20 protein-coding genes and 2 pseudogenes are annotated in these 23,904 nt (G+C 46.1%); 8 read left to right on the top strand and 14 right to left on the bottom strand.

What is annotated here, in order from left to right; translation table 11 throughout:
• The first annotated feature begins 205 nt into the window (after positions 1-205).
• The 7 genes and pseudogenes from purM to asnB all read left to right on the top strand — a co-directional run bounded on the left by purM (position 206) and on the right by asnB (position 8,016).
• Entirely contained in the window at positions 206-1,243 is a 1,038-nt protein-coding gene (gene purM, locus GWI56_RS04590; RefSeq protein WP_113938786.1) for a phosphoribosylformylglycinamidine cyclo-ligase, read from the top strand.
• Positions 1,243-1,887 (top strand): phosphoribosylglycinamide formyltransferase, encoded by a 645-nt coding sequence (gene purN, locus GWI56_RS04585; RefSeq protein WP_028760357.1) that lies wholly within the window; start codon positions 1,243-1,245, stop codon positions 1,885-1,887. The genes purM and purN overlap by 1 nt, the downstream gene beginning before the upstream one ends.
• A gap of 159 nt (positions 1,888-2,046) precedes the next feature.
• Positions 2,047-2,361 (top strand): annotated as a pseudogene (locus GWI56_RS04580) (UMP phosphatase); the annotation flags it as partial.
• A gap of 148 nt (positions 2,362-2,509) precedes the next feature.
• Positions 2,510-3,319: a nucleotide-binding protein gene (locus GWI56_RS04575; protein ID WP_198572254.1), complete on the top strand. Its 810-nt coding sequence runs from the start codon at positions 2,510-2,512 to the stop codon at positions 3,317-3,319.
• Positions 3,320-3,406: 87 nt separating this feature from the next.
• Positions 3,407-3,841, top strand: a pseudogene (locus GWI56_RS04570) (HAD hydrolase-like protein); the annotation flags it as partial.
• Positions 3,842-4,074: 233 nt separating this feature from the next.
• The gene (locus GWI56_RS04565; protein WP_198572253.1) at positions 4,075-5,751 is read left to right on the top strand and encodes a M28 family metallopeptidase; all 1,677 of its coding nucleotides are present in this window, start codon (positions 4,075-4,077) and stop codon (positions 5,749-5,751) included.
• 600 nt (positions 5,752-6,351) lie between these two features.
• Positions 6,352-8,016 (top strand): asparagine synthase B, encoded by a 1,665-nt coding sequence (gene asnB, locus GWI56_RS04560; RefSeq protein WP_198572252.1) that lies wholly within the window; start codon positions 6,352-6,354, stop codon positions 8,014-8,016.
• A 170-nt stretch (positions 8,017-8,186) separates the two neighbouring features.
• Here asnB and GWI56_RS04555 read toward each other — a convergent pair whose 3' ends face one another.
• The 3 genes from GWI56_RS04555 to GWI56_RS04545 form a co-directional block, all read right to left on the bottom strand.
• The gene (locus tag GWI56_RS04555; RefSeq protein WP_198572251.1) at positions 8,187-9,326 is read right to left on the bottom strand and encodes a patatin family protein; all 1,140 of its coding nucleotides are present in this window, start codon (positions 9,324-9,326) and stop codon (positions 8,187-8,189) included.
• A 243-nt stretch (positions 9,327-9,569) separates the two neighbouring features.
• Positions 9,570-11,816: a TonB-dependent receptor gene (locus GWI56_RS04550; RefSeq protein ID WP_198572265.1), complete on the bottom strand. Its 2,247-nt coding sequence runs from the start codon at positions 11,814-11,816 to the stop codon at positions 9,570-9,572.
• A gap of 395 nt (positions 11,817-12,211) precedes the next feature.
• Positions 12,212-14,002, bottom strand: coding sequence for an acyl-CoA dehydrogenase C-terminal domain-containing protein (locus tag GWI56_RS04545; protein ID WP_198572264.1), 1,791 nt, complete (start codon positions 14,000-14,002; stop codon positions 12,212-12,214).
• 246 nt (positions 14,003-14,248) lie between these two features.
• Here GWI56_RS04545 and GWI56_RS04540 point away from each other — a divergent pair, with 246 nt between their 5' ends.
• Positions 14,249-15,097 carry a D-hexose-6-phosphate mutarotase gene (locus GWI56_RS04540; protein WP_198572250.1) on the top strand — a complete coding sequence of 283 codons (849 nt, stop codon included), beginning with the start codon at positions 14,249-14,251 and terminating at the stop codon, positions 15,095-15,097.
• Positions 15,098-15,280: 183 nt separating this feature from the next.
• On the opposite strand, the gene GWI56_RS04535 is transcribed toward GWI56_RS04540, so the two are convergent.
• The 11 genes from GWI56_RS04535 to yceD all read right to left on the bottom strand — a co-directional run bounded on the left by GWI56_RS04535 (position 15,281) and on the right by yceD (position 23,845).
• Entirely contained in the window at positions 15,281-16,156 is an 876-nt protein-coding gene (locus GWI56_RS04535) for an NAD(P)-dependent oxidoreductase (RefSeq protein ID WP_198572249.1), read from the bottom strand.
• A 168-nt stretch (positions 16,157-16,324) separates the two neighbouring features.
• Positions 16,325-16,804, bottom strand: a complete 480-nt coding sequence (locus tag GWI56_RS04530; RefSeq protein WP_105252855.1) for an acyl-CoA thioesterase — start codon at positions 16,802-16,804, stop codon at positions 16,325-16,327.
• A gap of 117 nt (positions 16,805-16,921) precedes the next feature.
• Entirely contained in the window at positions 16,922-17,290 is a 369-nt protein-coding gene (locus GWI56_RS04525; RefSeq protein ID WP_028760367.1) for a hypothetical protein, read from the bottom strand.
• Between the two features lie 212 nt (positions 17,291-17,502).
• Complete coding sequence (gene fabF, locus GWI56_RS04520) at positions 17,503-18,741, bottom strand: beta-ketoacyl-ACP synthase II (RefSeq protein WP_006087466.1); 1,239 nt, start codon at positions 18,739-18,741, stop codon at positions 17,503-17,505.
• A gap of 236 nt (positions 18,742-18,977) precedes the next feature.
• On the bottom strand, positions 18,978-19,211 hold the full coding sequence (gene acpP, locus GWI56_RS04515; RefSeq protein ID WP_006081231.1) for an acyl carrier protein: 234 nt from the start codon (positions 19,209-19,211) through the stop codon (positions 18,978-18,980).
• A 164-nt stretch (positions 19,212-19,375) separates the two neighbouring features.
• Positions 19,376-20,122, bottom strand: a complete 747-nt coding sequence (gene fabG, locus GWI56_RS04510) for a 3-oxoacyl-ACP reductase FabG (RefSeq protein ID WP_006081230.1) — start codon at positions 20,120-20,122, stop codon at positions 19,376-19,378.
• Positions 20,123-20,131: 9 nt separating this feature from the next.
• Entirely contained in the window at positions 20,132-21,058 is a 927-nt protein-coding gene (gene fabD, locus GWI56_RS04505) for an ACP S-malonyltransferase (protein ID WP_113938794.1), read from the bottom strand.
• 62 nt (positions 21,059-21,120) lie between these two features.
• Positions 21,121-22,080: a beta-ketoacyl-ACP synthase III gene (locus GWI56_RS04500; RefSeq protein WP_198572248.1), complete on the bottom strand. Its 960-nt coding sequence runs from the start codon at positions 22,078-22,080 to the stop codon at positions 21,121-21,123.
• A gap of 9 nt (positions 22,081-22,089) precedes the next feature.
• Positions 22,090-23,118, bottom strand: a complete 1,029-nt coding sequence (gene plsX, locus GWI56_RS04495) for a phosphate acyltransferase PlsX (RefSeq protein ID WP_028760370.1) — start codon at positions 23,116-23,118, stop codon at positions 22,090-22,092.
• Positions 23,119-23,133: 15 nt separating this feature from the next.
• Entirely contained in the window at positions 23,134-23,304 is a 171-nt protein-coding gene (gene rpmF, locus GWI56_RS04490) for a 50S ribosomal protein L32 (RefSeq protein ID WP_006081226.1), read from the bottom strand.
• 16 nt (positions 23,305-23,320) lie between these two features.
• Complete coding sequence (yceD, locus tag GWI56_RS04485) at positions 23,321-23,845, bottom strand: 23S rRNA accumulation protein YceD (protein ID WP_198572247.1); 525 nt, start codon at positions 23,843-23,845, stop codon at positions 23,321-23,323.
• Positions 23,846-23,904 lie beyond the last annotated feature (59 nt).

Raw genomic sequence — 23,904 nt, 5'->3', positions numbered from 1 at the left:
TAATCCCCAATCGTCTAAGATACCTACTGTGATTTACTATTTTGTGACCAAACTCAAGACCTCTAAAAATAGAATATCTCGCATTCAGACCAAAAAAACTCCGCCGAGGGGCATAAATCCAAATCATGACTTTCGACCCCTAGCACAAGCTGGTAGAATACCGCCGCATAAAATCCAATAACGATGTACCCGAGAGGATCCCTCCGTGAGCACACCTACCCCACTGAGCTATAAAGATGCCGGCGTTGATATTGATGCAGGTAATGCACTGGTAAGTAACATTAAAGCAGCCGTTAAACGTACCCGTCGTCCAGAAGTTATGGGCAACTTAGGTGGTTTTGGCGCCCTGTGTGAAATCCCCACTAAATACAAACAACCGGTTTTAGTGTCTGGCACCGATGGTGTTGGGACTAAATTACGTTTAGCTATCGACTATAAAAAACATGACACTGTCGGCATAGACTTAGTCGCCATGTGTGTGAACGATCTGATCGTTCAAGGCGCTGAGCCACTGTTTTTCCTCGATTACTACGCAACAGGCAAGCTCGATGTTGAAACGGCAACGTCCGTCGTCAACGGCATCGGCGAAGGTTGTTTCCAATCTGGTTGTGCGTTAATTGGCGGTGAAACCGCTGAAATGCCAGGCATGTATGAAGGTGAAGATTACGACCTAGCGGGTTTTTGCGTGGGTGTAGTTGAAAAAGCCGACATTATTGACGGTAGCAAAGTGGCAGCGGGTGATGCGCTTATTGCATTAGCCTCAAGCGGCCCTCATTCAAATGGTTACTCTTTAGTACGTAAAGTATTAGAAGTGAGCCAAGCAGACCCTCAACAAGATCTCAACGGCAAACCGCTGATTGAACATCTACTTGAGCCAACCAAAATTTACGTAAAATCATTGCTCAAACTGATTGAAGCATCTGATGTCCATGCGATGGCGCACATTACTGGCGGCGGCTTCTGGGAAAACATCCCACGCGTACTGCCAGATAATTTAAAAGCGGTTATCCAAGGCGATTCATGGCAATGGCCCGCTGTTTTCAGTTGGTTAATGGAAAATGGCAACATTGCAGAATACGAAATGTATCGCACCTTCAACTGTGGCGTCGGCATGTTAGTCGCGCTGCCAGCCGATAAAGTGGATGCAGCACTTGCATTACTGGCTGCAGAAGGCGAACAAGCATGGCTTATCGGTGCTATCGCACATCGTGAAGGCAATGAAGAGCAAGTGGAGATCCTGTAATGCCCCAGAGCTGTCGTGTAGTTGTATTAATTTCCGGAAATGGCAGTAACCTGCAAGCGGTTATCGACGGTTGCGATGATAATCTGCAGGCCGAAGTTGTCGGAGTCATCAGTAATAAACCCGATGCCTATGGCCTAGTGCGCGCCCATCATGGCGAAATTGATACCAGCTGCGTGATAGCTCACCAAGGTGAATCTCGCTCTGAATACGATGCACGTTTAATGACAGTGATTGAAAAGTATCAGCCCGATTTAATCGTGTTGGCGGGATTTATGCGGATCTTAACCGATGATTTCGTGAATCATTACCTAGGTCGCATGATCAATATTCATCCTTCGCTGCTACCGAAATACACTGGCTTAAACACCCATCAACGTGCCATAGACGCGAACGATAGCGAACATGGTGCCAGCGTGCATTTTGTCACGCCAGAGCTGGATGCGGGCCCAGTGATATTACAGGCCAAAGTGCCTGTTTATGAAGACGATACGGCTGATATGCTCGCCGCCCGCGTGCATGAGCAAGAACATGCTATTTATCCGCTCGTGGTGAAATGGTTTAGTCAGCAACGTCTTAACATGCAAAATGGCCAAGCCTATCTCGATGGCAACCTTATCGGTCCAAGCGGTTACGCGCCCGATTAGTTCCACTTGACAGTAAGTTGTACCAATCAAAAAAATAGAGACCTCCGGGTCTCTATTTTTTTAACTATTTTCAACAAAAGCATTGTTTTCTGAGGCAATGTGGCATTAGATAACTTAACGAAAAAGTGATTTTTGATCGGCATGACAAGAGACTATTAGATGAAAAATATTATCTGCGATATCGATGGTGTACTACTGCACGACAATAAACTGATCCCCGGCAGCGACAAATTTATCCAGCGCATTTTAGAGCAAGGCAATCCGTTAGTGATATTGACTAACTATCCCGTACAAACGGGTAAGGATCTGCAAAACCGTTTAAGTGCCGCCGGTATTGATATTCCTGAAGAATGCTTTTACACCTCTGCCATGGCCACCGCCGACTTTTTAAAACACCAAGAAGGCAGTAAGGCCTATGTCATTGGCGAAGGCGCCCTCACCCACGAACTCTACAAAGCAGGCTTTACCATTACAGTGGTCTAATACAATCTGCACTTATAGTAATACCTCTCGCACTACATCACAAACCTCATTTTAAAACAGCTAGTTACCTCCCCTACTTCTTGCCATATCTACATAACGCGATAGAATGCTTCTAATAACATTGTTTTGTGAGGCATGGATGGAAAAGCAAGAAATCATTGATGGATTAGAGAGACTTAAAGAACGACTACTAAGCGACGTTTATACATCGTTTAATGATCGAGGTGCTAACTACGGTGCACGCAGATTTGTAAAATGGAAACATGTTACTACGGCTTTTCTTGAAGAGAATATGCCTCGAGAAGTTAAACACTTTAATGCTTTGTTCGTGGTTTATTCTGTTTTATTACACCGAAACGAAAGCGATGCTGACTATTTCTGGATAACTGATGGAGAGAAAACATATTCATATTTAGATTCGTTAATCCTCGATATCAAAAATGATGAATATGATTTCACCCCAAGCAACAAGGAAGTTCAAGACGTGAAAACTATACCTGAAGCTAAATCCAAAAAAGTGTTAATCGTGCATGGGCATGATGAAGTAGCAAAATACCGCACAGATGCATTTCTTAGTAAGCATGGATTTGAGCCGATTATTTTACATCTTAAAGCTAGTAGTGGTGATACCATCATCCAAAAACTCGAACGTTTAGCTAAAGACGTTGGTTACGGTGTTGTCCTATATACTCCTGATGACATGGGTGAAACAAAGAGTAAAGCGGCACAAAATGAGCTACAACCAAGAGCACGTCAAAACGTCATTTTTGAACACGGTTACTTGATGGGGCTTATTGGTAGACCAAATGTAGCTGCAATAGTTGAGGGTCATGTAGAAAAGCCCGGCGATATTGACGGTGTCGTTTACATATCAAGTAGTAACTGGGAAATGGAATTATTGAGAGAACTACGTGATGCTGGTTATCCAATAGATCCCGCTAAACTTTAGCTTTTCACAGATTTAAGCCCTTACTAAACACATCTGCGTATTCTTGTTATAGTAAGGGTTAAGCCTTCAAGTCGGGTGTCAATATCCACCGATATTAATCCCGATTTTGTGATTGTCGGTGAAACCCGCTCATACAACTGGGAGATGATCCATAAAGCCGCAGGCTTCATCGCACGCGGCGCGCGCTTTATTGCCACCAATCCCGATACTCATGGTCCAGCCTACAGCCCTGCTTGTGGCGCACTCTGCTCACCCATCGAACGTATTACCGGTAAAAAACCTTTCTACGTGGGCAAACCGAGTGCTTGGATTATTCGCTCAGCGCTTAATCATATTGATGGACACTCGGAAGACACTGTCATCATTGGCGACAATATGCGTACCGATATTTTGGCGGGCTTCCAAGCTGGGCTTGAGACCATTCTGGTCACCAGTGGTGTGAGTAAGCTTGAAGATATCGACAAAGAGCCCTTCCGCCCGAACCATGTGTTTGCCTGCGCTGGCGATATCGACGTTGTTTAAACAGATGTCTAATCCTTACGTCTAGCAACTCATCCTTGCCAGTCGTTTAAACATTACCTATGCAACACGCCTCGCCCAAAGGCGTATTGCATAGGATAAAGCAACATTAAGTAACACATTCACCTGCCGCTCAGCCTTGTGGCTCACAGCGGCTTGCTTCATGATAAGTCTCGCTTCTGATTGATTAACATAAATCTAAAATACCTTAATTAAAACAACAGTAGGATTAACCTATGCGACGTCTGTATCCCCTCTGTGCGTTGGCCATGCTCAGTGCCTGTAGTCCAAATGTATCAGAGCCTGATGGCAACAGCACTTTGGCTGAACTCAAACCAGTGCAGTTTAATGAAGCGCGCTTTAGAAATGATATTAAAGCCCTGTCATCCGATGAATTTGAAGGCCGCGCGCCCACCACTCACGGTGAAAAACTCACCTTGGATTATTTGACCAAAGCCTTTGCAGAGATGGGACTCAAGGGCGCGTACCAAGGCAGCTTTTTACAACCTGTGCCTATGGTGAGCTATACAGCAGATGAAGCGCAGCAAGTCACGCTGGCAGGATTACCCTTTAAATACCGAAAAGATCTAGTGCTCAGCAGTCGCCACGATAACGGTGGTATTAGTATTGAAAACGCACCATTAATCTTCGTCGGCTATGGGGTGAATGCCCCTGAATATGGTTGGAATGATTACCAAGATCTCCACATGAAAGGCAAAATCGCGGTGATCTTAGTGAACGATCCCGGCTTTGCTCGCCCTGACTCGGGTAAATTCAACGGCAAAGCTATGACCTATTACGGCCGTTGGAGCTACAAATTTGAAGAGGCCAGTCGTCAAGGCGCACTCGGCGCACTGATTATCCATGATACCGAGCCCGCCTCTTACCCTTGGTCCGTGATAGAAAATAGTTGGACTGGACCACAGCAAGATCTGGTCCTCAGTAAAGCAGAACAAGATAGCCGTATCCAAGTCGAAGGCTGGCTTACATTGGACGCGGCTACGCAACTGTTCGATAAAGCCGGTTTATCACTGCCTAATTTAATGGCGCGCGCCGCCGACAGCTCAATCAATTTACCCCTTGAACAAACGGCCAACATCGCCTTTAAAAATAAAGCCGAATACGCGAATAGCTACAATGTGGTCGCCACACTCCCCGGCAGCACACAAGCCGACGAGCAAATCCTCTACACCGCCCATTGGGATCACATAGGTAAAGACGAGAGGAAAGAAGGCGATCAGATTTATAACGGCGCCATGGATAATGCCTCAGGCACTGCTGGCATTCTCGAAATCGCCAGACAATTAGCCGACAATGCCAAACAAGGCCATGGTTTAGCGCGCTCGGTCACCTTTATTGCCACCACAGGTGAAGAACAGGGCTTACTCGGTTCACGCTATTACGCCGCTAATCCACTTTATCCTATCGACAAAACCGTGGCAGTGTTAAACCTCGACAGCACTAATATCTATGGCAAAACCAAAGACTTTACCATCGTCGGCAAAGGTAAATCTGAGTTAGAAACTTATCTTATCGATGCGGCTAAACAACAAAACCGCATCGCCATGGGTGAGAAAAATCCCGCTTCGGGCGGTTTCTTCCGTTCAGATCATTTCAGCTTTGCCAAACTAGGCGTGCCAGCGGTATTTGCCGGCGGCGGTAGCGACCCAGTTGATGAGGCCACGGCTGCTTATAAAACTCAAATGCAAACCACGATGAAGGGCTGTTATCACAATGTCTGCGATGAATACCGTGAAGACTGGGATTTGAGCGGCGCGCTGCAAGACTTGCAAATCTACTACCAAGTCACACGCATATTGGGCAACAGTAAAGATTGGCCGGGATACTATCAAGGTACAGAATTCAATAGCCTGCGCCCAGCCAAAACAACGCTGGTAACGGACGCAAAATAACAGCCTGAGTCAGTGGCTTCTTGCGGGAGACAGCTGGGTTAGTCGTCTCTTATTGACGCCTGCTAGTAGAACCTGCGAAATAAAGCGCCAGCTGAATAAAGCGCCTCCTGCGCCAGCCAAAGCGCCAAACAAGACCTACAAGCACGTGAACCATTCACGTGCTTTTTTTGTTTTCAGCTCACAAACAATGCCGTTATCGCGAAATATCCATCCTGCCACACCATTCTGAATAGGCTTATGCCATTGGTTAATGTCAAACTCAGCGCATTAATTGATTAAAAATAAAACACTTAAACGGGACAACTCATTATTTAAGGTCTTTTTTAGCGGTTTTTCTATCATCGATACTTTTTTAAAACACATTGTGAATTCCCCAAAACTCTCCGTGCCAAATCAAACAATAAAAACAAATCATCAAAAATAACGCAAATTAAATGAATTATTCTCAAATAAAATCATAAAACATAAACATCTAAATCAACAAAAACGTCAATAAACAGATAAAACATCAAAAATAGTGTTTGGCAAATGCCTAAATTGCTGGCACATTAAACCTCAATTGAGACATCCTCAAATGACAGACAGTGTGGGAGTTGTACTATGTGTTCAATCTTTTCGATTTTAGATATCCAATCTGATGCCAAAGAACTGCGCCAAGTCGCGCTAGAAATGTCTAAGCTCATGCGCCACCGTGGCCCTGACTGGTCAGGTATTTATGCCAGTGATAAGGCGATTCTTGCCCACGAACGTTTAGCGATTGTTGACATTGAACACGGTGCTCAGCCACTGCTGACCGAAGATGGCAGTTTGATCCTCGCGGTCAACGGCGAAATCTATAACCACAAAGAATTGAAAGCCCAGCTAGGCGATAAGTACAGCTATCAAACCAACTCTGACTGCGAAGTAATCTTGGCGCTGTATCAAGAATATGGCGCTGAATTTCTTGATAAATTAAACGGTATCTTCGCCTTTGTGTTATATGACAAAGCCCAAGACAGATACCTTATCGGCCGCGATCACATGGGTATTATCCCGCTATACACAGGCCGTGACGCTGCGGGTAACTTCTATGTTGCCTCCGAAATGAAAGCCTTGATGCCAGTGTGTAAAACGGTAGAGGAATTCTTACCGGGCCAATATTTGTACTCAAGCGATGCCGCCGCGGTGAAATACTACACTCGCGATTGGCAAAGCTATGATGCGGTTAAAGATAACCCAGCCAGCCAAGAAGAATTGCGTGACGCATTAGAAGCAGCGGTCAAACGTCAATTAATGTCAGACGTGCCCTATGGTGTGTTGCTGTCGGGCGGCTTAGATTCATCGATCATTTCCGCCGTGACGCAAACCTTTGCTAAACGCCGGATTGAAGACGATGGCGAAACCAACGCTTGGTGGCCACAGTTACATTCCTTTGCCGTCGGCCTTGAAGGTGCGCCGGATTTAATCGCCGCCAAAAAGGTCGCCGAAGCGATTGGTACGATTCACCATGAGATCCATTTCACCTTCCAAGAAGGCTTAGATGCGATTAAAGAAGTGATTTATCACTTAGAAACCTACGATGTCACCACCATACGTGCTGCCACGCCAATGTATTTAATGGCGCGTAAAATCAAAGCGATGGGCATTAAGATGGTGTTATCGGGTGAAGGTGCTGACGAACTATTTGGCGGCTATTTATACTTCCATAAAGCGCCAAACGCACAGGCATTCCACGAGGAGTTAGTCCGCAAACTCGATAAGCTGCATCTGTTCGATTGTCTGCGAGCCAACAAAGCCATGGCCGCTTGGGGATTAGAAGCTCGCGTGCCCTTCCTCGATAAAGAGTTTATGGATGTGGCGATGCGCATCAACCCTGAAGCGAAAATGTCTAAGGATGGCCGTATTGAGAAACATATTCTGCGTAAAGCCTTTGAGCACAAATTGCCAAAAGAAGTAGCGTGGCGTCAGAAGGAACAATTCAGTGACGGCGTTGGCTACTCTTGGATTGACGGTTTGAAAGAACAAGCTGCAGCGCGTGTGGATGATTTACAATTGGCGAACGCGAAATTCCGTTTCCCATACAACACGCCAGAAACCAAAGAGGCTTATTTCTATCGCTGCTTCTTTGAGGAACATTATCCACTGAGCGGCGCTGCAGAAACGGTTCCAGGCGGTAAATCCGTCGCCTGTTCAACGCCAGAAGCATTGGCTTGGGACGAAAGCTTACGCGGCATTATCGACCCATCAGGCCGAGCAGTACGCTCTGTACACACCTCAAGTTATTAATAGCCTAACGTTGAAGGACTAAGTTCATAAATTAGGTTAATGAGCTAGATTGATGAACTGGTTAATACAGCCAACCACAAGCGCCACCCTAGGGTGGCGCTTGTATTTTGATGCTTTTTACTTTTATTGCTTACTCACGTACAAAATGGTGACTTAGCTAAAATACCAAACTAGGCCGACAGCGCACTGAATGGCTGGATTTGAGCCTGAGTATGAGCGTTAGTATGAATTTGAGTCTTGTCGTTGATTTGCACTTGAGTTTGAAAATGAACATTCATCTGCGTCAACGCCATCGGATCTAAGCTTAAAAACTGCTTTCCGGCACTCAGCCCCGCATGATAATCATGGCGTAAATCCGCATCGGTACTGCCCAGCAATTTACTTTGCAAATTTTCAGCAGCAAAAATCTGCACTATCTCCACATCCTCTGGCGGATTAGCGATGAAATCCAATTCATCCTGATAGGCTTGTTCGTGCTGCACTAAGTAATCTATGGTTTTCGGACAAAAGCCAGAAACACAAATCCAAGATTTTAATTTGTGAACCCAAGCCGATTGCGCCTGAAAATCCTCGCTCACAGTACGGATCACCACAATTTTGCGGGCACCACGACGATAGGCCTCACGCACAGGTAAAGGCGCTGCTAAACCGCCGTCGAGATAAAAATCACTATCAATACCTTCGCTTAATGCAGTGCCATGATCAGAGGCGCTGTTATCAGAAGCGTTATGATTAGCCGCGCCGTTATTAGAAGCCTTGTCGCTATTACAGGCGCGGTCACTCAGCCAAGGCGTGAGTTTCACCCCTTGTTTATACAAAAATGGTAATGCGCTAGAAGCTTTTAGCAATTCGCGCCACTGGCTTTTACTGCTTGGACTTAAAAAATAACCTTTGCGATCACTGGCATTCGTAGTTGTGATCAGTAACTGCCGATGACCGAGTGAGGCTGCCGCCGCGTTAAGATCTAATTTAAACATCCCTTGTCGAGTCTGCTCAAAATACCAATCTAAATCGACTACATTGCCGCCGACTAACCCGCGACCAAGTCGATAGAAACGTTTATGGCGCGATAAACCGCGGATTAAGCGTTTGGCATACCCCTTTTGGCGGGCCAAAAAACTGCTGAGATTCTGTGAGCCTGCTGAGGTACCGATAAACAAATCAAAGGGATCGAATCCGCCATCAAGCCAAGCATCGAGCACGCCTGCGGTGAATATACCGCGCTGACCACCACCTTCTGCAATCAGGGCCACCTGTGGGCTAGCGTTAGATTGAGGGTCTTTGGAGGCTAAGTGGCTGACGGCGTGCATAGGAAAACCTTATCGAATAATTCATATAAGGCGAGTCTAAACAAGCTGAATCAGAAATGATAACGGATAGAAACTATCATCTTAATAGATAAAAACTATTAAGATGATAAGTCACACAAGGTTAATCCATGCTCAAGGCACGAATACAGACAGAGAGCTACGGCGGTTATTCGCGCAAGATTAACCCATTCGCTCCAGCTTGCTCATCATCCTTAACGAACAAGCTATTTTTACATCAATGCATTAAAACTTATGACTCAGTTCAAGCGTGATATTACGCGGCTCACCGGGGAAATGGCCATTACGCTCGCTAAAACCACTGACGGCATATTCTTTATCGAAGATATTTTTAAGATTTAAGCGAACTTGAGTTTGATCCCACAGGGTCGTCCAGCTCATGTCAAAAATCGTATGGGGCTTCACCGTTTGGCCATCGAGGCTGAACTGTTCACCCACGTAATCCATGCCAAAGGCAATCGCCGAATCGAGTGCATTGATATCGTAACGGGTCCATATCCCTGCTTGATGGCGTGGCGCATTGGCAAAGTGCTTACTATCAAACGTATTGGTTAAACTGTCGTTCGTTACCCCTTTAACCACTTCGGTCTCGTTATAGGCATAGTTTGCCGTGACGGTCAGGTTATCGGTTAAATCCCCCACCAGCGTCCATTCAAGGCCTTGACTGTGTACTTCACCCAAATTAAGTAAAGCGGGAATACCATCGTCATCGCCAGTATCTAAAGGGTTAGCTTGGGCGACATTTTGTTTTTCAATACGATACACAGCAAGCGTGGTCATAAACTGGCCATCAAGCCATTCATTTTTCATCCCAAGTTCAATTTGATTGCCCGTTTCTGGATCGAGGAAACCGTCACCAATATCTTCAGCTTGATTGGTTAAAGATGCTGGATTGAAGCTCTCTGAGTAATTCAAATAAAAGGACATTGAATCGATTGGACGATAATTAAGCCCTGCTCTTGGCGTTATCGCGTTATCGCTGAAAGAGAACCCGGTATTTTTATCATAATCATCAAACTGGCTAAAACGCAAACCAGCAATCAATGACCACTGTTCATTAAAGTGCAGATGTTCCTGTACATAAATGCCGTAACGGTTAGCGCGGGTACCATCGGTATTTTTATCCTTCAAGTTGTAACTATTAGGGTTGGTTTCACCATAGTTAAGGTCAAAAATATTCAGGTTACCAACACCATCTTTATCAGTCGCCAATTTGTACTGATATTCGGTTTCGACATAGTGATAGTCGCCGCCGAACAGGAATTCATGTTCAAAACCTAAAGCATCGAATGCATAGACAAAATCATTGGTTAAACTGATTTCATCATTAGCCCGTACTTGAACTCGGTATTCACGCTTAATGGTGCCATCACCCATAATGGGCTTTTTATTGGCATCTAAGGTCGCCCAACCTCTCGATTCATGATATTGCTGCGTCGAATCATTATTCAGATAACGGATCTGAGTCTTGACCGAGAAATTATCGGTAAATTGATGATCGAGAATCGATTGCAGCACCAGTGCATCCATCTTCTGGAAGTCACTCTTCTCATTGGCATTATAGGATGGCGCAACCAGGAAGTTACCGTCATTATCGACAGGAACGCCGCGCAGTCGGTTACCGCCTAAATCCTGCTTAATGATATCGAAGGTGGTGGTGAGCTTAGTATCATCATTGATTTCGTAGAGTAACCCTCCGGCCACTTCGGCATTTTGGCTATCGGCATTATTGCGAAAGCTATCTTCCTGCTGATAATAAGCGCCAAAACGATAGGCAAGATTTTGGGTTAAGCCGCCAGTGAAATCCAGCGAGCCCCCCATCATGTCCTCACTGCCCGTGCTTAAGGTCAGCTCTTTACTCTCAACAAACGTCGGTTTTTTAGTGACATAGTTAATCATGCCGCCGGGTTCACCGCCGCCATAGAGTGCGGATGCTGGACCTTTTAACACTTCAACCCGCTGCACGTTAAAGAGTTGCGGCACAGAAAAACCCGAATAGGGATCGCCCCTTACGCCATCATAAAAGACGTTGGCATCGTCGCGGAAACCACGAAAGGTCACGCCCGAATAACTGAACTCACTCACGCCCGCAATAGAGCGGTATAAATCGGTAATATTGCGCGCGGCTTGGTCAACGATTAACTGCTCGGTCAGCACTTGCACCGACTGCGGCAATTCCATCACATTAATCGCCGTCTTAGTGCCAACCGTCGTTTCTTTATCGACGTACATTTGCATCGCGCGGCCATGGACGGCAATACGCTCAGGTGCTGCGAGTTTTATCTCCCCATCGGCTGCGGATTGAGTCGATGCAGGACTGGGGACTGGTGAGCTCGTAGACAAGGTCTGCTGTGGGGCCTCTTTATCGAGTACAGTTTCAGCGGCGAATACCGACTGATGTTGAGCGAGTGCAAGTGCGATTAATGAGTAGGCAAAACGAGTCTTCACAGAATGTCCCCAGCGCGAGCGCATAAAAATGGCATAAACCAAAGGGTTTACAAATGTATTCAAACGAATTGGCCGTCATTATAAAGAATGATTTACGAATGACAATAATTATCATTTGAATTTACACAATTGTGAAAGGCGTTTAATAAATCATCGACATCAGCCCACATAATCCTTGTTATGTTTGGTTATGACTCAAACGAAAGAGAGCGCCAGTAACACAAACCTTCGACGGAAGTTTTATGTGGAATAAGAAAGAGACTCACAGCATCAAGCTGAGTATTTGCGTGCAAGCTAAGCAAAACAATAAGTTAAAGATTTAAACGATATAAAAATAAAAACCAGCGACAAGACGCTGGTTTTGACTGTTGTTGAGCTGTTTTTAAGCAAAGGCTTAACTCAGCCTATAAGGTGAATGCTTAAAAGATAGCTTCATCCAATTGAGTTACCATTTCACTCGCCTGCTCAATTTGCTTACGCAGACTGCGACCTTGCACCGCCCAGTAAGCCATGTAGAAATCGGCAGTTTTCAATTTAGCTTGGTAAAATGCGGTTTCTTCGGTGCCCTGCTCCAACGCCGCTAATGCCACCGCGGCACTTCTGGCCCACATCCATGCCAGTGCAGTCACCCCAAATAACTCCAGATAAGCCATAGAGGCTGCGCCGATAATGTCAGGATTGGTCGCTGCCTGCGAAGCTAAATAACCACTAGCCTTTTGCAAATCACCCGCACAATCCATTAAACCACTCACATAAGGTTGCATCGCCGCATTCGTGCTATGTGACTTAATAAACTCTGTCACTAACGCCGACCATTGCTGCATCGCCGCACCGCGGTCGCTAAGCAGCTTACGTCCCACTAAATCCAATGCCTGAATACCGTTAGTGCCTTCATAAATCAGTGCAATACGGCTATCACGCACAAATTGCTCCATACCCCACTCATGAATATAACCATGCCCGCCAAACACTTGCTGTGCATCGACACAGGCATTAAAACCACGGTTAGTGATAAAACCTTTCACCACTGGCGTGAACAGTGCCGCTAATTGGGAGGCAACTTTGGCTTTGGCGGGATCGCTATGACGCTCAGCTTCATCGAGCCACAAAGCTTGTTGTCCAACTAAGGCTCTTGCGCCTTCATTGAAGGCTTTTTGCGACAGCAACATGCGGCGCACATCGCCGTGAACCAAAATCGGATCGGCGGCTTTTTCCGGGGCTTTGGCGCCACTTAAGGCGCGGCTCTGTAATCTGTCTTTGGCATAGGCTAGCGCATTTTGATAGGCAATCTCAGAGACACCCAGACCTTGCACGCCAACGCCTAAACGCGCTTGGTTCATCATAGTAAACATGGCGCGCAGTCCTTGGTGCGGCTCGCCGACAAGCTCACCCAGCGCAGCTTCAAATACCATCACACAAGTTGAGTTACCGTGAATGCCCATCTTATGTTCAAGGCCACTGGCATATAAAGTGTTCGGTGCGCCTAAACTACCATCGTTATTCACTAATACTTTAGGCACGGCGAACAAAGATATGCCCTTCACGCCTTCAGGTGCATCGGGCAAACGGGCTAATACGAGGTGCACTATGTTGTCGGTGAGTTGATGATCGCCTGAGGAGATAAAAATTTTTTCGCCGGTAATAGCAAAAACGCCTTCAGATACTGGCACGGCTTTGGTGCGTAATAAGGCTAAATCAGTACCGGCGTGGGACTCGGTCAAGTTCATGGTTCCTGTCCATTCACCGCTAACCAGTTTACTCAAATATTTTTGCTTGAGCGCATCACTGCCGTGGGCATGGATGGCGGCATAGGCGCCATGGGTCAAACCAGGATACATGGCAAAAGCCATGTTAGTTGCCGTTTGTATCTCAGTGGCAAAAATCCCCACCACTTCGGGTAAACCTTGGCCGCCATATTCAGGATCGCAGGTCAGCGTCGGCCAGCCATTATCAACAAACTGCCGATAGGCGTTATCAAATCCTTCCGGTGTAATCACCTTACCATCGACCAACTTACAGCCTTGCAGATCGCCGACACTATTGAGCGGTAACATAACTTCAGTACTAAAGTCGGCCATACCTTGCAGGATCGCATCGACAAGATCTGGATCGATTTCATCGAACCCCTTAAGTGCATCTTGCTGATAAATATGTAACATTTCATCGAGGATAAATTGATAGTCGCGCAGCGGCGCTTGATAAACTGGCATAATCGCTTCCCTTTTCTTGTTAGACTGCAACTCAACTAAGTGATCTGACCACTTTGGTGCTCTGACCACTTTAGCTAAATCTGCCGAAAAAGAAAGCACCTCAGTATCCGCCACAGACTTTTGTTTACACAAACGAACAGCGAAACCGTAAATTGATCGCAACAAAGCCTTATGTTATCGCGGAAAACTTTGTAAGCTAACTGCCTGTTTTTCTGATATGTCAGCAGAGTTAAGGATATTGTTACTATGGGTTCTGTCACTACTAAAAAGCACGCCAATGGGCTCGATTATGTCGAAGTGAATACGGCGTTATGTCAGGCAAGAATTTTTTTGCAGGGCGCGCAAATAGACTATTTTCAACCCCTAGGCAAACCACCTTTGCTGTGGGTTTCATCGGCTGACGATTATCAACCCGGTAATGGGATCCGTGGCGGAGTACCCGTATGCTGGCCTTGGTTTGGCATGAGTAGTGAAGCGAACTTTCCCCAACACGGTTTCGCCCGTACCCGTATTTGGGCGCTGGAATCGGTAGAAATGCGTAATCAGTTAGTGGATTTACGTTTTAGCTTAAAAATCAGTGAGCAAGATAAAATCTATTGGCCGCATAACACTGAGGTCAGCGTGTTATTCACCCTAGGCGACACCCTAAGCATTAGCCTTGTGAATACCAATTCAAGCGATGAAACCGTCACGCTTACCCAAGCGCTGCACAGCTATTTCCCGATTGAGGATATCCACCAACTCAAAGCCAGCGGTTTTAGTGGGTCAAAATACATCGAATTTGCCGAGGGGCCTTACCCGCAAACCACGGATGAAGTGCTGTTTGATCGCGAAACAGATCGTGTCTATACCGATCTGGGCCCAGTGCAGTTATTGCATACACCGCAAGGGACAATCGAAGTCAGCCGTGAAAACAGCCAATCCGCCGTATTATGGAACCCATGGATTGAAAAGTCACAACGCCTTGGCCGATTTAATCCAGAGGATTATCTGACCATGGTCTGCCTAGAAGCGGCCAATGTATTAGAAGATAAAGCCGTGCTTGCTCCAGGTGAAACCCACAGTTTAGTGACCCATATTCGCTGGAAAGACTAACGATTAAATATCCTAGCTCTTAATGTCCTAGTCAAAAAACGATACACACAAAAATGCCCAGTCCTATTTGCCAACGCAATCGGGACTGGGCATTTTTATCACTGCAAAACCTATCACTGCGAAACCAGAGTTTTATCACTACGATAACCTAAGTTTTTATAACGATAAAACTTAAGGTAAAACTTATTTCGCCGATTTCTCTAAGCGCGCCAGCAAGCTAGACGTATCCCAACGGTTACCGCCCATGCCCTGAACTTCTGAATAGAATTGATCCACCAAAGCGGTCAATGGCAAGTGTGAACCATTGCGGCGGGCTTCTTCTAAGGCGATACCTAAGTCTTTACGCATCCAATCGACGGCAAAACCAAAATCATAGCTCTGGCCCCACATCGTCTTGTAGCGATTTTCCATCTGCCAGCTTTGCGCCGCGCCTTTGCTGATCACTTCAATGACTTTCTCGCCATCGAGTCCCGCTTTACGGGCAAATTGCAGCGCTTCCGCCAAACCTTGCACCACACCCGCGATACAAATTTGGTTCACCATCTTAGTTAACTGACCTGCGCCAACCTCACCTAAACGTTCGGCGCAGCGGGCAAAGGCTTCAATCACGGGTTTAACACGCTCAAATACCGCTTCATCGCCGCCGACCATCACAGTCAAGGCGCCATTTTCAGCGCCCGCTTGACCGCCAGACACGGGCGCATCGAGGAAATCAATGCCCTTTTCGGCTAAGACTTTGGCAAGCTCACGAGCGACATCGGCCGAAGCCGTAGTATGGTCAACCAGCACAGTGCCCTTTTCCATCCCATGAATAACGCCATCACAGCCTAATACCACTTCACGCAGGTCGTTGTCATTGCCCACGCAAGTAAACACAATATCTTGACCCTCTGCCGCTTCCTTTGGTGTTGGACAGCAGCGACCACCATAGGTGTCGACCCAAGTTTGCGCCTTGGCAAAAGTACGATTATAAACAGTGACCTCATGGCCTTTGTTCAGTAAATGCCTCGCCATGGGATATCCCATTACGCCTAAACCAATAAATGCAACTTTTGCCATGAGCTGATCCTTAAATAGATAAACAAAGTGAATCGATTCAAAATAGTGGCCGCAGTTTAACATTCATCAACGGTAACGTCAGAGTGAAATCGGAGCGAGTGATAAACGCACTTTTCGCTAGAAACAACAAAGGCGCCTTAAGCGCCTTTGCTGATTTAATTTATGGGGTTATTTCACCACATGGGCTTCCATTTCGGCGCCAATCTTTTTACGCATTTCCATCAAGCGCAGTGCAGAATCCCGTAAATGAATATCATGTTCCGTCTGTGGTATCCACTCAGGCACAGGCGTAGGTAGGCCATCTTCATCAACTGCGACCATGATCACAATACAATGAGTGGTGAGATGACGCTCAGAAACTTTAGGATCGCCCGCTCGCACATCGATACCGATATGCATAGAAGTTTTACCCGTATAAATCACTTTTGCGCTGACTTCAACGATATTGCCCACCAAAATGGGTTGCACAAAACGAATACCGCCCGCATAAGCAGTAATACAATATTTACCGCTCCAGCCCGCTGCACAGGCATAGGCCGCGAGATCGATCCACTTCATCACAGCGCCGCCGTGAACTTTACCACCAAAATTCACATCCGCAGGCTCTGACAAAAATCTCAGGGTACTTTGTCTATCTATACCAGCCATATAACCTCAACTTATTCAGCCACTGTGGCTCAATGTTTCGTGCAATAGGCTGAGTTTACGATAGAAAGCCCCATTCGAGTAAAAATAATTACGATTGACCTCGTCAAAAAATTCGATTTAACCAAAGTGGCTAATAAGCACGCAGCAAAGCAATAAACTCGGCAACGCTAAACGATAAATCCATAGCTGAAATTCACTACTGACGAAACGCGTACCCTTAGCAAAAGTGTAAACGCCTAAGCCAAACATAAAGAAACCCAGCACTTCGAGGCCCGAAGACATATTGCTATCGCCACCGACGTTAATCGCCGTCACCAATAAGGCAAACCAAACCACCACGTAAGCAGCGATTGCTAAGGTAAAAGTCTTGATCCCAATGTCCATGTTTGGATGCCACACTTTAAACTCACCACGGATCAATTCGGTCAGATTGGCAGTTAATGCGCCAATGAGGGGAACAAGCGGGATCACCGCAGGATTTAACATGACACACTCCATTAAGATTGAATATGTCTGTCATTATCTGTGGTCACTAGAATTAAACAAGCTTGATGAACAAATGTTAACACTATGGATATCATACAGTTAGAAAGTGACATCTATCACAATAAAGCCATAAGATAACGGAGTTCAACTCACATGAGCAATGAATTTGACCCATAAAAAATGCGCCCTCAGGCGCATTTTTTCACTGTGTTTTACACTTTCTTGAACAGTAATGAACCGTTAGTCCCACCAAAACCGAAGGAGTTACACAGAGCGTAATCCATCTTCACGTCACGGGCTGTATGGGCAACAAAATCTAAGTCACAACCTTCATCTGGATTATCCAAGTTGATGGTTGGCGGTACGGCTTGGTCGCGCAGTGCTAGCAAAGTGAAAATCGCTTCAACCGCACCCGCAGCACCTAACAGGTGACCCGTCATCGATTTAGTCGAGCTAACTAGTACTTTATAAGCATGGTCGCCAAATACTGACTTAACCGCTGCCGCTTCCGCTTTATCACCTGCTGGCGTCGACGTACCATGGGCATTGATATAACCAATTTGCTCCAGTGATAACTTAGCGTCATTAATGGCATTGACCATAGCCGCCGCAGCGCCTGCTCCGTCGCTTGGAGGCGATGTCATGTGGAACGCATCACCGCTCATACCAAAACCGACTAATTCGCCGTAAATGGTTGCACCGCGCGCTTTTGCATGTTCGTACTCTTCCATCACCATCACACCAGCGCCATCACCGATCACAAAACCATCACGGTCTTTATCCCATGGACGGCTCGCCGCAGTCGGATCGTCATTGCGTGTCGATAACGCTTTCGCTGCACCAAAACCTGCCACGCCTAAAGGAGAAGTTACATCCTCAGCACCGCCGGCAACCATCACGTCTGCATCGCCATAGGCAATAGTACGCGCCGCAAAACCGATATTATGCACGCCCGTAGTACAAGCGGTCGTCACGGCAAAATTTGGGCCTTTCATGCCAAACATGATCGACAAGTGGCCCGAAATCATATTGATAATGGTACTAGGTACGAAGAAAGGAGAAACCTTACGCGGGCCACCATTCATCAATGCGCTGTGACCTTGTTCAATCAACCACATACCGCCCATACCCGCACCAATAGCAGTACCGACACGACCAGGGTTTTCTTTGCTCATGTCCAGACCTGAGTCTTGGATAGCTTGGATGCCAGCCGCCATACCGTATTGAATAAAGAGGTCCATCTTACGGGCGTCTTTTTTCGTTACGTATTGCTCAACATCGAAATCTTTTACTGAACCACTGAAACGAGTGGTAAATTCACTGGCATCAAATTTGGTTATCGGTGCAATACCACTCTTACCCGAAAGCAAAGCCTTCCAAGTAGTATCGACAGTATTGCCCACTGGAGTTACTAACCCCAAACCGGTTACCACTACACGACGTTTAGACACGGCAGTCACCTTTAAATGCTAATTTGTTAATTCAGATAGAGGACACAGGGTTTTCTATCATTAGACAATTTCTTAAATAACTTTTATTTAGAAAAATTCGCCAATCTGCGGCGAGCATCTCGTGGATAACAATTAAAACACGATCCAGAGACGATTGAATGGCACGGAGGCAGAATTTGACGGGGGTAAAACAAAAACAGGCGGCAAAAATGCCGCCTGTCTTCAAGAATTCAGAATTACTGATTCTTAGAAACGTAGTCGATCGCTGCTTGAACAGTAGTGATCTTTTCAGCTTCTTCATCAGGGATCTCGGTATCAAACTCTTCTTCCAGAGCCATAACCAACTCAACAGTGTCCAGAGAATCTGCACCCAGATCGTCAACGAAAGATGCCGCTGGCTTAACGTCTTCTTCTTTAACGCCCAGTTGCTCTACAATGATTTTCTTTACACGTTCTTCGATGTTGCTCATTAGTTTTCTTTCCTATTCAAATTACGCACTTGCGTAAGATTGCGAGTAGTTTATTAGATTTGGCTGACAATGCAAGCTTAGTTTTCGTGGTCTAACCACGAAATTTCACTATCAATTGATACAGATCACTACTCAGTTGCGACAGAAATCCCTGCCATTCGCCCTTAAACCATGTACATGCCGCCATTCACATGCAAAGTTTCGCCTGTGATGTAAGCGGCTGAGTCCGAGGCCAAAAAGAGCACTGCATTGGCAATTTCTTGCGCTTGCCCTAATCGTTCCATCGGAACCTGTGACATGATAGCTTTTTGCTGCTCTTCGGTCAGCTCATCTGTCATATCGGTCTGGATAAATCCAGGAGCGATAGCATTAACTGTAATTTGACGAGATGCAACCTCTCTTGCAAGAGATTTTGTAAATCCAATCAAACCCGCCTTTGCTGCCGAGTAGTTAACTTGACCTGCATTGCCCATGGTGCCTACCACTGAACCGATATTGATGATTCGGCCAAAGCGCTTTTTCATCATGGTACGCATCACAGGTTTTGATAGTCTAAATAACGATGTCAGGTTGGTGTCGATAATATCCTGCCATTCATCATCTTTCATCCGCATCAGCAGATTATCACGGGTTATACCCGCGTTGTTGACTAGAATATCAACATCACCCGCTTTTTCTTTGATCGAGGCGAATAAATGTGTAACAGATTCACTATCTGTGACATTAAGCACTAAACCAAAACCTTTGTCACCCAGATATTCTTGGATCGCCGCAGCGCCCTTCTCACTGGTTGCGGTTCCAATAACCACGGCACCCGCTTCGACCAGTGTCTCAGCGATCGCACGGCCAATACCGCGGCTCGCACCTGTCACCAAAGCCACTTTGCCTGTTAAATTCAGGTTGAAACTCATATAAACTCCTTACTCAGTTAATGCTGCTAATGAAGCAACATCATTAACCGCTTGGGCTGATAGTGATTTATTAATTCGTTTTGCTAATCCTGTCAATACTTTACCAGGACCACATTCCACCAGTTGGGTAATGCCTTTTTGGGCCATTAGCTCAACAGTTTCGCTCCAGCGGACAGGACAATATAACTGACGCACTAACGCATCTTTAATGTCATCAGCAGAGGTGGGTGATGCCACATCAACGTTATTAATCACTGTAATTGTTGGGGTATTAAACTGTACATCGTTTAATGCCACGGCCAGTTTATCCGCCGCAGGTTTCATTAATGCACAGTGTGATGGCACGCTGACAGGTAGAGCCACCGCCATTTTAGCGCCTGCTGCTTTACAAGCTGCTGCAGCGCGCTCAACTGCGTCTTTTTGACCTGCAATGACCACTTGACCAGGACTGTTAAAGTTAACTGGACTCACCACGTCACCTTGAGCCACTTCGGCGCAGGCATTAGCGATACTCTCGTTGTCCAAACCGATAATCGCATACATAGCACCCGTGCCAGCTGGAACCGCTTGCTGCATCAGTTGACCACGTAATTCCACCAACTTAATCGCGTCTTTAAAATCCATCACACCGGCGCAAACTAAAGCAGAATACTCGCCTAAACTGTGACCCGCGAGTATAGCTGGCATAGGCTTGCCTGAAGCCACGTAGGTACGCCAAATCGCCACGCTCGCCGCTAATAGGGCAGGTTGAGTTTTATCGGTTTCATTTAAGCTTTCAACAGGACCTTGCTGAACCAATGCCCACAGATCATAACCTAAGACGTCACTCGCCTCAGCAAAGGTTTGTCCAACAACAGCATGAGATTCGGCAAGCTCGGCTAACATGCCTAGGGCTTGTGAACCTTGGCCCGGAAATACAAAAGCAACATTTTCCATATTCAAATTACCTATGGCTAACTTAATTTATTGAAAAATCATGTGGAACACACATATAGAACTTAGAAACGAATGAGCGCACTGCCCCACGCAAATCCAGCACCAAAGGCCTCAAGCAGCAGTAGTTGTCCGCGCTGAATTCGGCCATCACGTACGGCTTCATCCAATGCAATGGGCACTGACGCGGCAGAAGTATTACCGTGTTTAGCTAAGGTCAATACGACTTTATCAAGACTCATATCGAGCTTTTTAGCGGTAGCATTGATAATTCGGAAGTTGGCTTGATGTGGCACTAACCAGTCAATTTCTGACTTATCGATATTGTTAATGCGTAACGTCTCAGTCACGACATGGGACAATTGAGTCACAGCCACTTTAAAGACATCGTTGCCTTTCATGGTCATAAAACCAACCGCTTCAGAGGTTTCGCCTTTACGTGGTGGGAAAGCGCATTTCAATAAGTCACCTTGGCGACCATCGGCATAAATGTGGGTCGAAATGATCCCTAGCGTTTCGGATGCGCCTATCACAACCGCGCCCGCACCATCACCAAATAAAATAATCGTTGAACGATCTTCTGGCTCACATAAGCGAGACAGTACATCGGCACCAATCACTAATACTTTTTTAGCCGCGCCCGTTTTTACAAATTGATCGGCAACAGATAAAGCATAAACAAAGCCTGAACACGCCGCTGCGATATCAAAAGCTGGAATGGTATGCACGCCAAGCATGGCTTGAATTTCACAGGCCGCAGCCGGAAAAGCATTGGGAGCACTGGTGGTGCCGCAGACGATCATGTCTAAATCTGATGCTTCTATGCCAGCCATTTCTAGCGCTTTTAATGCCGCTTGGTAGCCCATAGTTGAAACGGTTTCATCGAAAGCCGCAATGCGACGTTCTGATATACCTGTACGTTCAACAATCCATTGGTCAGTGGTTTCCACCATTTTTTCCAAATCTTGATTGCTACGCACCTGCACTGGTAGATAACTACCAGTTCCGAGAATTTTTGTATGCATAAGGAGGGATCAGTTATTTATATCTAAAAGAATCGACTCCAAACGATCTTTTATCATTTCAGGGAGTCGACGTTGAGCTTCCGTTACTGCCAAACTAATTGCTTGTAAATAGGCAGTTTCATCCGCGTTTCCATGGCTTTTTACAACTATTCCGCGCAATCCTATCAGACTTGCACCGTTATAGTGGTCGGGGTTCATCTGACTAAGGACCGCCTGGATACGAGGGGCGATAAGTTTAGCCAGAAAACGAACGAATAAACCTTGGGTTAGTCCCCGTTTTAACTGATGTACTAATAACTTGGCAATACCTTCTGAGGTCTTGAGCGTGATGTTACCCACAAACCCATCACAAACAATCACATCCACATTACCGGAATAGATTTCATCCCCTTCGATAAAACCTGTGTAATTGATTTGTTCTGTGTGTTGCAGCAACTGCGCGGCTTGCTGAACTTGGTCATTACCTTTAATTTCTTCAACGCCCACATTGAGCAAGGCGACTTTTGGCCGAGATTTCTTATCTACCGCTTCGCACAGGACTGAGCCCATCACGGCAAATTGAAATAAGGTTTCCGAGTCACAGGAAATATTCGCGCCCAAATCCAACAAATAAACCGGTTTTTGAGTCACCGCAGGTAAACAACTGACTAATGCAGGTCGATCAACACCAGGCAAGGTCTTCAGCAATACTTTCGCCATTGCCATCAGCGCCCCAGTGTTACCGGCACTCACACACGCTTGTGCGCGGTCGTCACGCACTAACTCAATAGCCAATCGCATGGAACTGTTTTTACGTGTACGCAAGGCATGCACAGGCCTATCGGACATACTAACGACTTCATCGGTATGAATGATTTCTATGCGCGAAAGTAAACTCGCTTCGGCTTGACGTAGATAGACATCAATTTCAGTCTTGTCACCGACTAAAATGATTTTAAGAAAAGAATGTAATTGTAGTGCCCGCAAGGCTGCAGGCACCGTGACGTGGGGGCCATGATCACCACCCATTGCATCTAACGCAAGCGTCAGATTCGTCATTAGGAAACCAACAAATTACTTGTTGATTACCTTTTTACCGCGATAGAAGCCATCTGCAGTCACATTGTGACGCATATGGATTTCACCGCTGGTAGCGTCTACAGACAGCTGAGCAGTGCTCAGTGCGTCATGTGAACGGCGCATTCCGCGCTTTGAACGTGATTTTTTGTTCTGTTGTACAGCCATTGGCCTGTCTCCTCGATTACTTGCTCTTCAGTTTTTCTAACACTGCAAACGGATTTGGACGCTCCTCTTGAGCGGGTTCTATCTCGCCTACAACCATGTCTTTAGATCCTGCACTGCAATCAATTTCTTGATGCATTGGGATTATCGGCATAGCGACTATCAATTCATCTTCGATCAATTGATGTAGACGCACTTCGCCAATTTCATTGCACTCAATTGGGTCATACGCATCCGGGAGCTCATCGATTTCTGCTTTAGTCCGACATGGACCAAAACAAAACTCGACCGTAACCTCAGTGGTAAATAGTGTCATGCAACGTTGACATATCAGAGTGAGCTCCGTCACAGCCTTCCCTTTCAGGTAGACTATCCCCTGTAAATCTACGCCACATTCAAGCAACACTGCCACATCGGAACAGTCGCCGGCACATAACTCAGTTAATCTTTTCAGTTGCACACCAGGAACAACGCCCTGATAAACTAGGCGACTCGAGGCGGCGCGAAATGGATCAATTGAAACCGGTATCTTTACTGTTTGCATAAGGCGCGCATATTATAGTTTGAAAACGCTAGAGTCAAAGAAAAAATGCTAACTTAAGT

It is taken from the genome of Shewanella sp. DW31 (assembly GCF_015767295.1).
GTDB lineage: Bacteria > Pseudomonadota > Gammaproteobacteria > Enterobacterales > Shewanellaceae > Shewanella > Shewanella oncorhynchi.
The sequence above is the reverse complement of the archived record's forward strand: the minus strand, read 5'-3'. Positions and strand labels throughout refer to the sequence as shown.

Coding starts and splice junctions, on each gene's coding strand:
- plsX (WP_028760370.1), bottom strand. CDS start 23,118: ATGACGAATCTGACGCTTGCGTTAGATGCAATGGGTGGTGATCATGGC.
- yceD (WP_198572247.1), bottom strand. CDS start 23,845: ATGCAAACAGTAAAGATACCGGTTTCAATTGATCCATTTCGCGCCGCC.
- purN (WP_028760357.1), top strand. CDS start 1,243: ATGCCCCAGAGCTGTCGTGTAGTTGTATTAATTTCCGGAAATGGCAGT.
- GWI56_RS04530 (WP_105252855.1), bottom strand. CDS start 16,804: ATGGCTGGTATAGATAGACAAAGTACCCTGAGATTTTTGTCAGAGCCT.
- GWI56_RS04525 (WP_028760367.1), bottom strand. CDS start 17,290: ATGTTAAATCCTGCGGTGATCCCGCTTGTTCCCCTCATTGGCGCATTA.
- acpP (WP_006081231.1), bottom strand. CDS start 19,211: ATGAGCAACATCGAAGAACGTGTAAAGAAAATCATTGTAGAGCAACTG.
- fabD (WP_113938794.1), bottom strand. CDS start 21,058: ATGGAAAATGTTGCTTTTGTATTTCCGGGCCAAGGTTCACAAGCCCTA.
- asnB (WP_198572252.1), top strand. CDS start 6,352: ATGTGTTCAATCTTTTCGATTTTAGATATCCAATCTGATGCCAAAGAA.
- GWI56_RS04535 (WP_198572249.1), bottom strand. CDS start 16,156: ATGGCAAAAGTTGCATTTATTGGTTTAGGCGTAATGGGATATCCCATG.
- GWI56_RS04575 (WP_198572254.1), top strand. CDS start 2,510: ATGGAAAAGCAAGAAATCATTGATGGATTAGAGAGACTTAAAGAACGA.
- GWI56_RS04565 (WP_198572253.1), top strand. CDS start 4,075: ATGCGACGTCTGTATCCCCTCTGTGCGTTGGCCATGCTCAGTGCCTGT.
- GWI56_RS04550 (WP_198572265.1), bottom strand. CDS start 11,816: ATGCGCTCGCGCTGGGGACATTCTGTGAAGACTCGTTTTGCCTACTCA.
- GWI56_RS04500 (WP_198572248.1), bottom strand. CDS start 22,080: ATGCATACAAAAATTCTCGGAACTGGTAGTTATCTACCAGTGCAGGTG.
- rpmF (WP_006081226.1), bottom strand. CDS start 23,304: ATGGCTGTACAACAGAACAAAAAATCACGTTCAAAGCGCGGAATGCGC.
- GWI56_RS04555 (WP_198572251.1), bottom strand. CDS start 9,326: ATGCACGCCGTCAGCCACTTAGCCTCCAAAGACCCTCAATCTAACGCT.
- GWI56_RS04540 (WP_198572250.1), top strand. CDS start 14,249: ATGGGTTCTGTCACTACTAAAAAGCACGCCAATGGGCTCGATTATGTC.
- fabG (WP_006081230.1), bottom strand. CDS start 20,122: ATGAGTTTCAACCTGAATTTAACAGGCAAAGTGGCTTTGGTGACAGGT.
- GWI56_RS04545 (WP_198572264.1), bottom strand. CDS start 14,002: ATGCCAGTTTATCAAGCGCCGCTGCGCGACTATCAATTTATCCTCGAT.